General features: G+C 74.2%; 16 protein-coding genes. All 16 read left to right on the forward strand.

The annotated features are described in order from the left end of the window. A partial coding sequence (locus tag ACH9D3_RS01320) for a DHHA1 domain-containing protein (protein ID WP_396409567.1) occupies positions 1–393 on the forward strand: 393 nt, incomplete at its 5' end. Then, the gene (gene ruvX, locus ACH9D3_RS01325; protein WP_396409568.1) at positions 390–1,088 is read left to right on the forward strand and encodes a Holliday junction resolvase RuvX; all 699 of its coding nucleotides are present in this window, start codon (positions 390–392) and stop codon (positions 1,086–1,088) included. The genes ACH9D3_RS01320 and ruvX, both read left to right, overlap by 4 nt. Beyond that, the gene (locus ACH9D3_RS01330) at positions 1,085–2,314 is read left to right on the forward strand and encodes an endolytic transglycosylase MltG (protein ID WP_396409569.1); all 1,230 of its coding nucleotides are present in this window, start codon (positions 1,085–1,087) and stop codon (positions 2,312–2,314) included. Before ruvX ends, ACH9D3_RS01330 begins: the two co-directional genes overlap by 4 nt. Further along, positions 2,284–3,198: a shikimate dehydrogenase gene (locus ACH9D3_RS01335; RefSeq protein WP_396398083.1), complete on the forward strand. Its 915-nt coding sequence runs from the start codon at positions 2,284–2,286 to the stop codon at positions 3,196–3,198. Before ACH9D3_RS01330 ends, ACH9D3_RS01335 begins: the two co-directional genes overlap by 31 nt. Before the next feature lie 67 nt (positions 3,199–3,265). Beyond that, the gene (gene aroC, locus ACH9D3_RS01340; protein ID WP_396398084.1) at positions 3,266–4,558 is read left to right on the forward strand and encodes a chorismate synthase; all 1,293 of its coding nucleotides are present in this window, start codon (positions 3,266–3,268) and stop codon (positions 4,556–4,558) included. Then, positions 4,555–5,169, forward strand: a complete 615-nt coding sequence (locus ACH9D3_RS01345) for a shikimate kinase (RefSeq protein WP_396409570.1) — start codon at positions 4,555–4,557, stop codon at positions 5,167–5,169. The genes aroC and ACH9D3_RS01345 overlap by 4 nt, the downstream gene beginning before the upstream one ends. Further along, positions 5,166–6,281 (forward strand): 3-dehydroquinate synthase, encoded by a 1,116-nt coding sequence (aroB, locus tag ACH9D3_RS01350; RefSeq protein WP_396409571.1) that lies wholly within the window; start codon positions 5,166–5,168, stop codon positions 6,279–6,281. Before ACH9D3_RS01345 ends, aroB begins: the two co-directional genes overlap by 4 nt. A gap of 77 nt (positions 6,282–6,358) precedes the next feature. Then, the gene (gene efp, locus ACH9D3_RS01355; protein WP_396398087.1) at positions 6,359–6,922 is read left to right on the forward strand and encodes an elongation factor P; all 564 of its coding nucleotides are present in this window, start codon (positions 6,359–6,361) and stop codon (positions 6,920–6,922) included. Beyond that, a complete protein-coding gene (gene nusB, locus ACH9D3_RS01360; RefSeq protein WP_396398088.1) occupies positions 6,919–7,329 on the forward strand; it encodes a transcription antitermination factor NusB in 411 nt (136 codons plus the stop codon). The genes efp and nusB overlap by 4 nt, the downstream gene beginning before the upstream one ends. A gap of 64 nt (positions 7,330–7,393) precedes the next feature. Further along, positions 7,394–8,338, forward strand: a complete 945-nt coding sequence (locus tag ACH9D3_RS01365) for an ATP-binding cassette domain-containing protein (RefSeq protein ID WP_396409572.1) — start codon at positions 7,394–7,396, stop codon at positions 8,336–8,338. Next, a complete protein-coding gene (locus tag ACH9D3_RS01370) occupies positions 8,328–9,119 on the forward strand; it encodes an ABC transporter permease (protein ID WP_396398090.1) in 792 nt (263 codons plus the stop codon). The genes ACH9D3_RS01365 and ACH9D3_RS01370 overlap by 11 nt, the downstream gene beginning before the upstream one ends. 126 nt (positions 9,120–9,245) lie before the next feature. Continuing rightward, positions 9,246–9,869: a bifunctional pyr operon transcriptional regulator/uracil phosphoribosyltransferase PyrR gene (gene pyrR, locus ACH9D3_RS01375; RefSeq protein ID WP_396398091.1), complete on the forward strand. Its 624-nt coding sequence runs from the start codon at positions 9,246–9,248 to the stop codon at positions 9,867–9,869. Further along, entirely contained in the window at positions 9,866–10,864 is a 999-nt protein-coding gene (locus ACH9D3_RS01380; protein WP_396398092.1) for an aspartate carbamoyltransferase catalytic subunit, read from the forward strand. Before pyrR ends, ACH9D3_RS01380 begins: the two co-directional genes overlap by 4 nt. A gap of 6 nt (positions 10,865–10,870) precedes the next feature. Continuing rightward, on the forward strand, positions 10,871–12,181 hold the full coding sequence (locus ACH9D3_RS01385; protein WP_396409573.1) for a dihydroorotase: 1,311 nt from the start codon (positions 10,871–10,873) through the stop codon (positions 12,179–12,181). A 65-nt stretch (positions 12,182–12,246) separates the two neighbouring features. Further along, complete coding sequence (locus ACH9D3_RS01390) at positions 12,247–12,750, forward strand: PH-like domain-containing protein (protein WP_396409574.1); 504 nt, start codon at positions 12,247–12,249, stop codon at positions 12,748–12,750. A 74-nt stretch (positions 12,751–12,824) separates the two neighbouring features. Beyond that, positions 12,825–14,075, forward strand: a complete 1,251-nt coding sequence (gene carA / locus ACH9D3_RS01395; RefSeq protein WP_396409575.1) for a glutamine-hydrolyzing carbamoyl-phosphate synthase small subunit — start codon at positions 12,825–12,827, stop codon at positions 14,073–14,075.

The raw sequence follows: 14,075 nt of genomic DNA on the forward strand, positions 1-14,075 counted from the left end.
CAGGCGCAGGCCGGCTCGCTGCTCGACGGCGTGCGCCGGATCGGCCCGGTCAAGGTCCTCGCCCACGAGATGGGCGAGGTCTCCGGCGCCGACGACGTCCGCTCGCTGGCGCTCGACCTGCGCGGCCGGATGACGGCCGAGCCGTTCGTCGTCGCCGTCACGGGCGTGGCCAAGGGCCGGCCCCTCGTCCTGGTGGCCACCACCGAGGGCGCCCGGGACGCCGGCGTGAAGGCCGGTCGGCTCGTGCGCACCGCGGCCGAGGTGCTCGGCGGCGGCGGCGGCGGGAAGGACGACGTCGCCCAGGGCGGCGGGCAGGACGCCTCCCGGGTCGGGGCCGCCCTGGACGCGGTGCTGGCCGACATCGACCGGGCGACGGGCGGCGCCGCCGCGTGAGCGACGCCTACGTCAGGGGACGGCGGATGGGGGTCGACGTCGGCCTCGTCCGCGTCGGGGTGGCCCTGTGCGACCCCGACGGCATCCTCGCGACACCGCTCACCACGCTGCGTCGCGATCCCCGCAAGGGCTTCGACGTGAAGCTGCTGGCCGGGCTGGTGCAGGAGCACGACGCCGTCGCCGTGTACGTGGGCCTGCCCCGCAGCCTGGACGGCGGGGAGAACGCCTCGACCGTGATGGCCCGGGACTACGCCGCGGCGCTCGTGCGGCGGCTGCGGGCCAAGGGCCGGGACGTGCCGGTGCGGCTGGTCGACGAGCGCCTGAGCACCGTGGACGCGCACCGTTCGCTCCTGGAGGCCGGGGTCTCCCGCCGCGACCACCGTGACAAGGTCGACCAGGTGGCCGCGGCCACCATCCTGCAGAGCGCCGTGGACCGGGCCAGGACCACCGGTGCGGAGCCCGGTGCGCCGGTGGACCCACCGGTCGCCCCGCCGGTCCCCGGCGGCGCGGATCCGGCCGTCGCGCATAATGGAAGTGACCACGGCGGGAGGACTCCCGCCGGGAGGCAGCACGGGGGACCCGCAGCCGAGGCGGGGAGCACCGCCGCGGACACCGCCCAGGACCCCGCCGAAGCGCCCGACACGGCGCGGACGGCCCCGTTGACGACCACCGATCCGGACGGAGAGCATTCGTGAGCGACGACCCGTACAACCAGTCGGCGTCCCGTCGACCCGAGGGGGCTCGCGAGTCCTCCGGCGGCGCCGGCGGGCTGGGCAGCCTGCTGGACGCCCCGTCGTCGCGGGAGCCCGGATCGGGCCTGCGCGGCGCCTTCGAGCACGAGGAGCTGACGGCGGAGCAGCTCAAGCGGCGGCAGCGGCGCGGCCGCGTGTCGCTGACCACGGCCATCGCCCTGTTCCTGCTCGCCGCGCTGATCACGGTGTCCGTGCTCGGCTCGACCTTCGGGTGGTTCGAGACCCGGGACTACCGCGGCGACGGCGACGACCCCGTCACCTTCACCGTGGCCGAGGGCGCCACCACCGGACAGATCGCCGTGGCCCTCGAGCAGGAGGGGATCGTGGCGGACGCCGAGACGTTCATCGAGACCTACCAGGAGGACCACGCCGAGGAGTTCATCCAGCCGGGCCAGTACGAGCTGCGCACCGAGATGAGCTCGGAGGCCGCCGTGGGAGCGCTCATGGAGGAGGAGGAGGCGACCCACTACGCCGCCGTCAACCGGACCCTGCGGATGTCCGACGTCTTCGGGATCCTCAGCGAGTCCACCGGCATCCCCGTCTCCGAGTTCGAGGCCTACCGGGAGAACACGGGGAACTTCGGGATCCCCGACCGCTTCCCGACGCTCGAGGGCTGGCTGCACCCGGGGGAGTACCGGTTCCCGCTGGACGCCTCGGCGGAGCAGATCCTGCAGGACATGGTGGACCGCACCCGGTCGACGCTCGAGAACAACGGCATCACCGACGAGGAGGAGATCTTCGAGGTGCTCACCATCGGCTCGATCATCGAGTTCGAGGTCCAGCCCGAGCACTACGACGTCGTGGCCGGCGCGATCGAGAACCGGCTCGAGAACCCCGAGGGCGAGACCGCCGGGTTCATCCAGTCCGACGCGTCCGTGACCTACGGCCTCGACCGCCGCAGCTACGACTTCTCGGAGGAGGAGCGCCGCGACGAGTCCAACCCGTACAACACCTTCGCCAACCCCGGCCTGCCGGTGGGCCCCATCGGGTCCCCGGGCGACGCCGCCATCGCGGCGGCCGCCGATCCCCAGGACAACGACTACTACTTCTGGGTGACCGTGAACCTCGAGACGGGCGAGACGAAGTTCTCCGAGACCTACGCCCAGCACCTCGAGTACGTCGAGGAGTACAACCAGTGGTGCAGCGAGAACGAGGGCCGGTGCGGGTGAGCCCCGCCCGCGCCGCCGTGGTCGGCCACCCCGTCGGCCACTCGCGCTCCCCGGACCTGCACCGGGCCGCGTACGCGGTGCTCGGGGACGCCGTGGACTACGGCGCCCACGACCTGGTCGAGGAGCAGCTCCGGCCGTTCGTGGACGCCCGCCGGGGGCACCCCGACTGGCGCGGGCTGTCGGTGACCATGCCCCTCAAGACGGTGGCCGCCGAGTGCTCCGACGAGCTCACGGACCTCGGCGACGCCGTCGGTGCGGTCAACACCCTCGTGCTGCGCCCCGACGGGACGGTGCTGGGCCACAACACCGACGTCGCCGGCATCGTGGGCGCGGTGCTCGCGGCGGGCGCCGTGCCCGCCGCCCCGAAGGCCGCGGTCCTGGGCGGGGGTGGCACGGCCACGGCGGCGGTCGCCGCCGCCCAGCGGCTCGGGGCGTCCTCCGCGGACGTGTTCGTGCGCTCGGCCGCCCGCGCCGGGCGCGCCGTGGAGGCGGGGCGCCGGCTCGGGATCCCGGTGCACCTGCGGCCGTGGGACGAGGCACCCGGCCGCCTGGCCGACTACGACGTGGTCGTCTCCACCCTGCCCCCGCACGGCGCGGACGACCTCGCGGCCCGGCTGTCGGCCGCGGCCCCGGCGACCACGGGCGTGCTCCTGGACGCCGCCTACGACCCGTGGCCGTCGGCGATCGCCGGGGTCTGGGCGCGGGCCGGGGGAGCGGTGGCCCCGGGACTCGATATGCTGATCTTCCAGGCGGTCGACCAGATCCGGCTGTTCACCGGCCGCGACCTCGGCGCACCCCTGCCCCGCGAGCAGGACGTGGTCGCCGCGATGTGCACGGCGGTGGGGCGACCCGTGCGCGTCGTCCCGTCCCTGCCCCGCACCTGAGACCTGTCGGCAGGACCCGCCCCTCCCGGGCGCTGCCGCCGAGACCCCCGAACGGAAAAGAGTGGTTATGTTGCGTTGGCTCACGGCCGGCGAGTCGCACGGCGAGGCGCTCGTCGGGATCATCGAGGGCGTGCCCGCGGGGGTGCCGCTGACCAGCCAGGACGTCCGCGACGCCCTGGCCCGCCGCCGGCTCGGCTACGGGCGGGGCGCGCGGATGAAGTTCGAGCAGGACCAGGTCCGCCTGCTGGGCGGGGTGCGCCACGGCGTGACGCAGGGCGGCCCGGTGGCGATCGAGATCGCCAACACCGAGTGGCCCAAGTGGCGCGACGTCATGTCCGCCGACCCCGTGGACCCGGAGGTGCTCGAGGGCCGCGCCCGCAACGCGCCCCTGACCCGCCCCCGCCCCGGGCACGCCGACCTCACCGGCATGCAGAAGTACGGCTTCGACGAGGCCCGCCCCGTGCTCGAGCGGGCCAGCGCCCGCGAGACCGCCACGCGCGTGGCCCTCGGCGCCGTCGCCGCGAAGATCCTCGAGGCCGTGGGCGTCCGGCTGGTCTCGCACACGACCGCGGTGGGCGACGTCAGCGCTCCGGTGGACGCCCCGCGCCCGCTGCCCTCCGACGTGCCCGCCCTCGACGCCGACCCCCTGCGCTGCTTCGACACCGCCACGGCGGAGGCCATGGTGGCGGCGGTGGACGCCGCGCACCGGGCCGGGGAGACCCTCGGGGGTGTCGTCGAGGTCCTGGCCCACGGGCTGCCGCCGGGGCTGGGCTCCTACGTGCACTGGGACCGCCGGCTCGACTCGCGCCTCGCCGGTGCCCTGATGGGCATCCAGGCCATCAAGGGCGTCGAGGTCGGGGACGGGTTCCTCACCGCGGCGCGGCCGGGGTCCGCGGCCCACGACGAGATCTCCCGCGGCGCGGACGGCGTCGTGCGCCGGGTGAGCAACCGGGCCGGCGGGATCGAGGGCGGCATGTCGATCGGTGACGTGCTGCGCGTGCGCGCGGCCATGAAGCCCATCGCGACCGTGCCCAAGGCCCTGCGCACCGTCGACGTCGCCACCGGCGAGGCCGCCCGGGCCCACCACCAGCGCTCCGACGTCTGCGCCGTGCCCGCCGCGGGCGTGGTCGCCGAGTCGATGGTCGCCCTCGTGCTCGCCGACGCCGTGACGGAGAAGTTCGGCGGGGACTCGATCGCCGAGACCGTCCGCAACAAGGACGCCTACCTCGCCGCGATCCCGGAGACCCTGCACTCCTCCGGCGAGCTCGGCCGGTTCGAGGACGACGCGGCCGTGGCACGCGAGGACCACATGGGCGATCCCCTCGTCGCCCCCGTCGAGACGGGGGAGGGCCGGCCGTGAACGCGCAGTTCCCCGCCCCGGGCGACAACGCGGCGACCCCCCAGCGGCCCGTGGTGCTCATCGGGCCCATGGCCGCCGGGAAGTCGTTCCTAGCGCTGCACATGTCCAAGTTCTACGGCTACGACTTCGTCGACGCCGACCAGGTCATCGTCTCCCGCTACGGGCTCATCTCGAAGATCTTCGCGGAGCACGGCGAGAAGTACTTCCGCGACCTCGAGGCGGACACCGTCGCCGAGATCCTCCGGGACCCCGACCACGCCGACGCGATCTTCTCCGTGGGCGGGGGCGCGCCCGTGACCCCCTCCACCCGGGAGCTGCTGCGCCACGAGCTCGTCGCCTACCTGGAGGTGGACACCGCGACCGTGCTGCCCCGGATCAGCGGCAACCGGACCCGCCCCATGCTCCAGCCGGACCCGCAGCGGCGCTGGCAGGAGCTCTACGAGGCCCGGCGCGCCTGCTACGAGGAGCTCGCCGACATCACCCTCGACGGCCGGGGCGACCGGCCCGTCGCCGAGATCGGCGCGGACCTCGAGGCGGAGATCACCCGCCTGCGCTCCCGGCCGACCGCCGGCGGCACCACCACCGACAGCACCCAGGAGGTCCAGGCATGAGCGGCTCCGTCCCCGGCACCGTCACGACGATCCCCGTCACGGGCGACCGTCCGTCCGAGAACTACGACGTGCTCGTCGGCCACGGGCTGCTCGGGCAGGTCCCGGGCGTGCTCGGCGACCGGGTCCAGCGCGTGCTGGTCATCCACCCGCGGGCGCTGCGCAGCACCGGGGACGTGGTCATGGAGGAGCTGCGCGGCCGGGGCTACGAGGCGTTCACGGCCGAGATCCCCGACGCCGAGGAGGGCAAGCACGTCCAGGTGGCGTCCTTCTGCTGGCAGGTCCTGGGGCAGAACGACTTCACCCGCTCGGACGCGATCGTCTCCGTGGGCGGGGGCGCGGTCTCGGACCTCGCGGGCTTCGTGGCCGCCACCTGGCTGCGCGGGGTGCGCGTGGTGCACGTGCCCACCACCCTGCTGGGCATGGTCGACGCCGCCGTGGGCGGCAAGACCGGCATCAACACCGCCGAGGGCAAGAACCTGGTGGGCGTCTTCCACCCACCCGCGGCCGTGCTGTGCGACCTCGACACCCTGCGGACGCTGCCCGAGAACGAGCTGCTCACGGGCATGGCCGAGGTCGTCAAGTGCGGTTTCATCGCCGACGAGCGGATCCTCGAGCTGATCGAGACCCACCCGCAGGCGGTGCGCGACTCGCAGTCGGAGGTGGTGCGCGAGCTGGTGGAGCGCAGCGTCCGCGTCAAGGCCGAGATCGTCTCCGGCGACCTGCGCGAGGCCGGGCGGCGGGAGGTGCTCAACTACGGACACACCCTCGGGCACGCGATCGAGCACAACGAGCGCTACCAGTGGCGCCACGGCGCGGCGGTCGCCGTGGGGCTGGTCTTCGCCGCGGAGCTCGCCCGCACCGCGGGGAGCCTCGCCGACGACGTCGTGGAGCGCCACCGCAGCGTCCTCACCTCCCTGGGCCTGCCGACGACCTACCGGTGGGACCAGTGGCCGCGGCTGCTGGAGGTCATGAAGCGGGACAAGAAGACCCGCGGGAACCTGCTGCGCTTCGTCGTCCTCGACGCCGTCGGCAGGCCGCGCGTCCTCGAGGTGCCCGACCAGGCCATCCTCTTCGCGACGTACCAGGAGATCGCCGAGGGCGCGCCCAGCTAGACTGGTCCGCGGTCCGGGGCGACGCCCTCCGACCCCACCGACCTGCCGACGACGCAGACAGACTAGAGAGAGAACCTGTGGCTACCACCAACGACATCAAGAACGGCACCGTGCTCAAGCTCGAGGGCAACCTGTGGAACGTCATCGAGTTCCAGCACGTGAAGCCGGGCAAGGGCGGGGCGTTCGTGCGCACCAAGATGCGCAACATCACCTCCGGCAAGGTGGTCGACAAGACCTTCAACGCGGGCGCCAAGGTCGAGACCGCCACCGTGGACCGCAGCGAGTACCAGTACCTGTACCAGGACGGCGCCGACTACGTCTTCATGGACAACAAGAACTACGACCAGATCACCGTTCCCGGCGAGGTGGTGGGCGACGCCGCGAACTTCATGCTCGAGAACATCAACGCGACGATCGCGCTGCACGACGGCGCCCCCCTCTACATCGAGCTGCCCGCCTCCGTGGTCCTGGAGATCACCTACACCGAGCCGGGCCTGCAGGGCGACCGCTCCACGGGCGGCACCAAGCCCGCCACCGTGGAGACCGGCTACCAGATCCAGGTGCCGCTGTTCCTCGAGCAGGGCACCAAGGTCAAGGTCGACACCCGCACGGGTGACTACCTGGGCCGCGTCAACGAGTGAGCGCCCGGGGCAAGGCGCGCCGGCGCGCCGTCGAGATCCTCTTCGAGGCCGAGCAGCGCCACGAGGACGCCCGCGAGGTCATGGAGCGCCGCCGGCTGCACAGCGACTCGCTCGTCTCCCCGTACGCCGAGGAGCTCGTGCTGGGCGTCACGATGCGCCGGGGCGAGCTCGACGAGTACCTGGAGACCTACTCGCAGGGGTGGACCCTCGAGCGGATGCCGGCCGTGGACCGCAACATCCTGCGCGTGGGCGCCTGGGAGCTGCTGTACAACGACGACGTCCCGGACCCGGTCGCGGTGGCCGAGTCCGTGAACCTCGCCAAGGAGCTCGCGGGGGACGACTCCCCGCGCTTCGTCAACGGCCTGCTGGGCCGCCTGCAGAAGATGAAGCCGACCCTGCTCGGCTGAGCGCACGTCCCGCCGGGCGGGCGGTACGATCCCGGCAGGGCCGGTGGTGACCGGGGGTGGTCCGATGACAGGTCCCGCGCTGTCCCTGCGGGGCGTCTCCACGCACTACGGGTCCGTGCGCGCCGTCGACGGCGTCTCCCTCGACGTCGCCCCGGGGGAGCTCTACGCGCTGCTCGGGCTCAACGGCGCCGGGAAGACCACGGTGATGCGGACGGTCCTCGGCATGGTGCGCCCCGCGGCCGGCGCCGTCACCGTCCTCGGACACGGACTGGGACACGGTCGCAGCGACCGGCCGGTCTGGTCCCGGGTCGGCTACCTGGTGGAGGCGGCCTCCGCCTACCCGGAGCTGACCGTGCGCGAGAACCTGGAGGTCGCCCGCCGGCTGCACCGGCTGCGGTCGCGGACCGCCGTGCCGGAGGCCGTGGAGCTGTTCGGGCTGGGCGAGTACGCCGACCGCCGAGCCCGCGCCCTCTCCCAGGGCAACCTGCAGCGGCTCGCCCTGGCCCGGGCGATGCTGCACCGTCCGTCCCTGCTGGTCCTGGACGAGCCGGTCAACGGCCTGGACCCGGCCGGCGTCGTCGAGGTGCGGGCCCTGCTCGAGCGCCTGGCCCGCGAGCACGGCACCGCGATCCTGCTCTCCAGCCACATCCTCGGGGAGGTCGCCCGCGTCGCGGACCGGATCGGGGTCCTGCACCGGGGCGGGCTGATCGACGAGTTCTCCACGGCCGCCCTGCCCGCGCGCGTCCGCCACCGCCTGGAGCTCACCACGCGCGACGACGCCCGCGCGGTGCAGGTCCTGGCCGCCGCCGGGTACGCACCGCACAGGGAACCGCACGCGGTCGTGCTCGGCGGGGAGCGGGCGACCCTCCGGCCGGACGCCGTGGCCGCCGCCCTGGTCCACGGCGGCGTGCCGCCCACGGGGCTCGCGGTGGTCCGGGAGGACCTCGAGACCTACTTCCTGCGCCTCGTGGGCGCCCGTCCGCCGCAGGAGGGCTCCCGTGACCGGTGAGCTGGCGGCCGCGGTGCACGCGGAGGCCCTGAAGCTGCGCCGGTCCCGGATGCCGTGGGCGAGCGCCGGCGCCATGGTCCTCGCCGGTGCGGTCGGGGCGTTCTTCATGTACGTGCTCCAGGACGTCGACCGGGCCCGCTCGCTGGGGCTGCTGGGGACCAAGGCCCAGCTCACCGGCGGGTCCGCCGACTGGCCGGGGTACTTCGCCCTGACCGCGCAGACCGTCTCGGTGGGCGGGCTGATCGTCTTCGGGACCGCCGTGATCTGGCTCTTCGGCCGGGAGTTCTCCGACCGGACGGCCACGGACCTGCTGGCCCTGCCCACCTCCCGCACCGCCGTGGTCCTGGCGAAGCTCCTGCTGGGCCTCGTCTGGTGCGTGCTGCTCACCGTGCTCCTCCTGCTGCTGGTGCTGGTCCTCGGCGCCGCTCTCGCCCTGCCCGGGTGGACCGGCGAGGCCGCCCTGCGCGGGGCCGGCGCCGTCCTGGGGACCGGCCTGCTCACCGCGGGCCTGGCCGCGCCCTACGGGCTGGCCGCGAGCGTGGGGCGGGGCTACCTGCCCGCCGTGGCGGTCCTGTTCCTCACCGTCCTCCTGGCCCAGGTGCTCGCCGCCGTCGGGCACGGCGCGTGGTTCCCCTGGGCGGTGCCCGCCCTGCTCGCCGGGACCGCCGGCCCGGTCCCGGCGGACATCGGCTGGGCCGGGCCCCTGAGCGTGCTGCTCGTGGCCCTCGCCTCGGCCGCGGCCACCGCGCTGTGGTGGGAGCGGGCCGACCACAGCGCCTGACCCGCCCGTGGGGGACGGGCCGGCGAGGACCACGGCAGGGCGGGGGCGGTGGCGCCGCTGTGCTAGTTTGGGGCGAGCAAGCAACCTTTAAGTCCGTCCTGTGAGGCGGGGAAGGAGGCGGCACCCATGAACGACGACAGCCCCGCGGCCGGTCCCTCGACGGGACCCGCAGCCGCGCGCGTCATCCTCTCGGCAGCCGACATCGACCGCGCCCTGACGCGCATCGCCCACGAGATCCTCGAGGCCAACAAGGGCAGCTCGGACCTCGTCCTGCTCGGCATCCCGCGCCGCGGCTATCCGCTGGCCCAGCGGATCGCCGCGAAGATCGCCGCCACCGACCCCGGCTTCGACGCCGCCGCGAGCCTCGGCCAGCTGGACGTGACGATGTTCCGCGACGACCTGCGCAAGAACCCCGCCCGCGCCCCCCAGCCGACCCGCATCCCCGTGCGGGGCATCGACGGGCGCACCGTGGTCCTCGTCGACGACGTCCTGTACTCCGGGCGCACCGTGCGCGCCGCCCTCGACGCCCTCGTGGACGTCGGCCGCCCCCGCGTGGTCCGTCTCGCCGTGCTCGTCGACCGCGGCCACCGGGAGCTGCCCATCCGCGCCGACCACGTGGGCAAGAACCTGCCGACGTCCTCCCAGGAGAAGGTCCGGGTCCGCCTGGCCGAGACCGACCCGGAGCCCCGCGCGGACGAGAACGCCGACTGCGTCGTGATCGAGTCCACCGTGCCGGGGGACGGCGCATGAGGCACCTGCTGTCCACGAAGGACCTCTCCTACGACGCCGCCCTGACGTTCCTGGACACCGCGGACCAGATGGCCGACGTCGGCCAGCGCTCCGTCAAGAAGCTCCCCGCGCTGCGGGGCCGCACCGTGGTCAACCTCTTCTTCGAGGACTCGACCCGCACCCGCATCTCCTTCGAGACGGCCGCCAAGCGGCTGTCCGCCGACGTCCTCAACTTCTCCGCCAAGGGGTCCTCGGTCTCCAAGGGGGAGTCGCTGAAGGACACCGCCCAGACCCTCGCGGCGATGAGCGCCGACGCCGTGGTGATCCGGCACTCCGCCTCCGGCTCCCCGCAGCAGCTCGCGGAGTCCGACTGGATCGACGCCGCCGTGGTCAACGCCGGGGACGGCACGCACGAGCACCCCACGCAGGCCCTGCTCGACGCCATGACGCTGCGCCAGCACCGTGCCCGCACCGAGGGCCGCGAGAGCACCCGCGGCCTGGACCTCGAGGGCATGCACGTGGTGATCGTCGGCGACGTCCTGCACTCCCGGGTGGCCCGCTCCGACCTGTGGCTGTTCACGACCCTGGGGGCCCGCGTCACCTTCGTGGCACCGCCCACGCTGCTGCCGGTCGGCATCGCGGACTGGCCGTGCCGGGTGGTCTTCTCCCTCGACGAGGCGCTGGAGCCCGCCCCGGACGCCGTGATGATGCTCCGGGTCCAGCGGGAACGGATGCACGCCGCGTTCTTCCCGACCGCCCAGGAGTACGCCCGGGAGTGGGGGCTGACCCCCGAGCGCGTCGCCGCGCTCGACGCCGCCGGGGCGAGCACCGCCATCATGCACCCGGGGCCCATGAACCGCGGCCTGGAGATCTCCTCGGCCGCCGCGGACTCCCCGCGCTCGACGGTCCTCGACCAGGTGCGCAACGGCGTCTCCGTGCGGATGTCGGTGCTCTACCTGCTGCTCGCCGGCGACGACGTCGACCCCACCTCCACCCCGCACCCCCAGGAGCGCTGACCTCTCGTGACCTCGTACCTCATCCAGGGCGCCCAGCTGCTCGGCGAACAGACCGCCGACATCCTCGTGGAGGACGGCGTCGTCCGGCGCATCGGCCCGGACCTCGCCGGGACGGCGGTCGACGCGCGCGTCGTCGACGCCGCCGGGCTCGTGGCGCTGCCCGGGCTCGTGGACATCCACACCCACCTGCGCGAGCCGGGCCGGGAGGACGCCGAGACCGTCGAGACGGGCACCCGGGCCGCGGCGCTCGGCGGCTACACGGCCGTCTTCGCGATGGCCAACTCGGACCCCGTGGCGGACACCGCCGGCGTGGTGGAGCAGGTCCACGAGCTGGGCCGCTCCGCCGGCTGGGTCGACGTCCGGCCCGTGGGGGCCGTGACCGTGGGCCTCCGGGGGGAGCGGCTCTCGGAGATCATGGCGATGGCGGAGTCGCGCGCCCGGGTGCGGATGTTCTCCGACGACGGCATGTGCGTGCACGACCCGGTGCTGATGCGCCGGGCCCTGGAGTACGTCAAGGGCTTCGACGGCGTCGTCGCCCAGCACGCGCAGGAGCCGCGGCTGACGGAGGGCGCCCAGATGAACGAGGGCTCCGTGTCGGCCGAGCTCGGCCTGACCGGCTGGCCCGCCGTCGCGGAGGAGGCCATCATCGCCCGCGACGTGCTGCTCGCCCAGCACGTCGGCTCCCGCGTGCACATCTGCCACCTCTCCACGCGGGGCTCCGTGGACATCGTGCGCTGGGCCAAGCAGCGCGGCATCGACGTCACCGCCGAGGCCACCCCGCACCACCTGCTGCTCACCGACGAGCGGGTCCGCAGCTTCGACCCGGTGTACAAGGTCAACCCGCCGCTGCGCACGGACGAGGACGTGCACGCCCTGCGCGAGGCCGTGGCCGACGGCACGATCGACGTGATCGGCACCGACCACGCCCCGCACCCCGCCGAGGACAAGGAGTGCGAGTGGTCGTGCGCGGCCAACGGGATGACCGGGCTCGAGACCGCCCTGTCCGTGGTGCAGCTGAGCCTCGTCGACACCGGCCTCGTGACCTGGCGGGACGTCGCCCGGATCACGTCGGCGACCCCCGCCCGGATCGGCCGCCTGGACGCCCAGGGCCGGCCGCTCGCGGAGGGCGAGCCGGCGAACATCACCCTGTGGGACCCGGCCGCGGCCACCGTGGTGGACCCCGCCCGGCACGCGTCCAAGGGCCGCAACAGCCCCTACCGCGGGATGGAGCTGCCCGGCGCGGTCCGCGCGACCTTCTTCCGCGGTCACCCCACCGTCCTCGACGGGGCGCTCAACGTCCCCTTCCCGGGCGCCTGAGCCGCCCACCCGCTCCGCTCCCGCCCGCTCCGACCCCGTCCACCCGCCCGGAGGCCCCCGTCCCCATGGACCAGCTCACCACCGTGCTCGTCACGGTCATCGTCCTCGCCGTGCTGTTCGCCCTGCTCCGCCGGGGCTGGAACACCCGCGTGCGACGCCAGGCGGGGATCGCGGCGCCGCCCGCGCCGCCCGCCTGGATCGAGGAGCGCGAGCCGCGGCTCGTCGTGCCGGGCATGTACGTGAGCACCACGGAGTCCGGTGCGCCGCTCGAGCGGATCGCCGCCCACGGCCTCGGCGTCCGCGCCCGGGCCCGCGCCCTCGTCCTCGACGACGGCGTGCTCTACGACCGGGAGGGCGCCCCGGCGCTGTTCGTCCCCGCCGTGGACGTCGTGGCCGTGGGCACCAGCTCCGGGATGGTCGGCAAGTTCGTGGAGAAGGACGGGCTCGCCGTGCTCACCTGGTCGCTGGGCTCCACCGTGGTGGACACCGGCTTCCGCACCCAGCGCGCGGAGGACAAGCGGCGCTTCCTCGCCGCCGTGGAGGCGATCGCCCCGGCACCGCGCTCCTGACCCCCCGGGGCGGCACCCGCCCCGTTCCCAGCCCCCAGCCTTCCCCGCCCACAGACACGAACGTGAGGACGACCTTGAGCTCGATCACCACTGAACCCGCCGTGCTCGTGCTGGAGGACGGCCGCGTCTTCCGCGGCCGCGCCTACGGCGCGCTCGGCACCGCCCTCGGCGAGGCCGTGTTCTCCACCGGCATGACCGGCTACCAGGAGACCATCACCGACCCGTCCTACGCCGGCCAGCTGGTCGTGCAGACCGCCCCGCACATCGGCAACACCGGCGTGAACGCCGCCGACGCCGAGTCGCGGCGGATCTGGGTGTCCGGCTACGTGGTGCGCGACGCCGCCCGCCGGCCGTCCAACTGGCGCTCCGAGGGCTCCCTCGACGAGCAGCTGGCGGCGCAGGGCGTCGTCGGCATCCAGGACGTCGACACCCGGGCCGTCACCCGCCACCTGCGCGACCGCGGCGCGATGCGCGGCGGCATCTTCTCCGGGGACGCGGCCCGGCGCCCCGACGCCGAGCTCGCGGCCGAGGTCGGCGCCGCCGAGCGGATGGAGGGACGCCGGCTCGCCGAGACCGTCACCGTCCCGGAGGCCTACGTCGTCGAGCCCGCCGAGCACGGCTGGACGGGCGAGGTGCTGCACGAGCTCGTGGCGGTGGACCTGGGCATCAAGTCGATGACCCCCCACCGCTTCGCCGAGCGCGGCGTGCGCGTGCACGTGGTGCCCGCCGACACGACCTTCGAGCAGATCCGGGCCCTGGACCCGCGCGGCGTGTTCTTCTCCAACGGCCCCGGCGACCCGGCCACCGCCGAGCGGCAGGTCGGGACCCTGCGCGAGGTGCTGCGCGCCGGCATCCCGTTCTTCGGCATCTGCTTCGGCAACCAGCTGCTCGGCCGGGCCCTGGGCTTCGGCACCTACAAGCTCGTCTTCGGCCACCGGGGGATCAACCAGCCGGTGCTGGACCGGAGGACCGCGCGCGTGGAGATCACCGCCCACAACCACGGCTTCGCCGTCGACGCGCCCCTGGACGGCCCGGTCGAGGCGCCCCTGGGGGAGTTCGGGCGCGTCGAGGTCAGCCACGTGTGCCTCAACGACGACGTGGTGGAGGGGCTCAACTGCCTCGACCTGCCCGCCTTCTCGGTGCAGTACCACCCGGAGGCCGCCGCCGGCCCGCACGACGCCTCCTACCTCTTCGGCCGGTTCATCGAGCTGATGGACAGCCACCGGGACGGCCGCGCCGACCCGACCATCGACAACGCCGTCCCCGGCGGCGCGCAGGGCGCGCGACCGGACGCGGACGCAGCCACCACGGAAGGGCAGCACTGA

The organism is Kocuria kalidii, from assembly GCF_044462225.1.
In the GTDB taxonomy this organism is placed as follows: Bacteria; Actinomycetota; Actinomycetes; order Actinomycetales; family Micrococcaceae; genus Kocuria; species Kocuria kalidii.

What these genes read in the sequence shown, in the direction of transcription:
- aroC (WP_396398084.1), top strand. Translation starts at nt 3,266, where the DNA reads ATGTTGCGTTGGCTCACGGCCGGCGAGTCGCACGGCGAGGCGCTCGTC.
- aroB (WP_396409571.1), top strand. Translation starts at nt 5,166, where the DNA reads ATGAGCGGCTCCGTCCCCGGCACCGTCACGACGATCCCCGTCACGGGC.
- ACH9D3_RS01365 (WP_396409572.1), top strand. Translation starts at nt 7,394, where the DNA reads ATGACAGGTCCCGCGCTGTCCCTGCGGGGCGTCTCCACGCACTACGGG.
- pyrR (WP_396398091.1), top strand. Translation starts at nt 9,246, where the DNA reads ATGAACGACGACAGCCCCGCGGCCGGTCCCTCGACGGGACCCGCAGCC.
- ACH9D3_RS01380 (WP_396398092.1), top strand. Translation starts at nt 9,866, where the DNA reads ATGAGGCACCTGCTGTCCACGAAGGACCTCTCCTACGACGCCGCCCTG.
- ACH9D3_RS01390 (WP_396409574.1), top strand. Translation starts at nt 12,247, where the DNA reads ATGGACCAGCTCACCACCGTGCTCGTCACGGTCATCGTCCTCGCCGTG.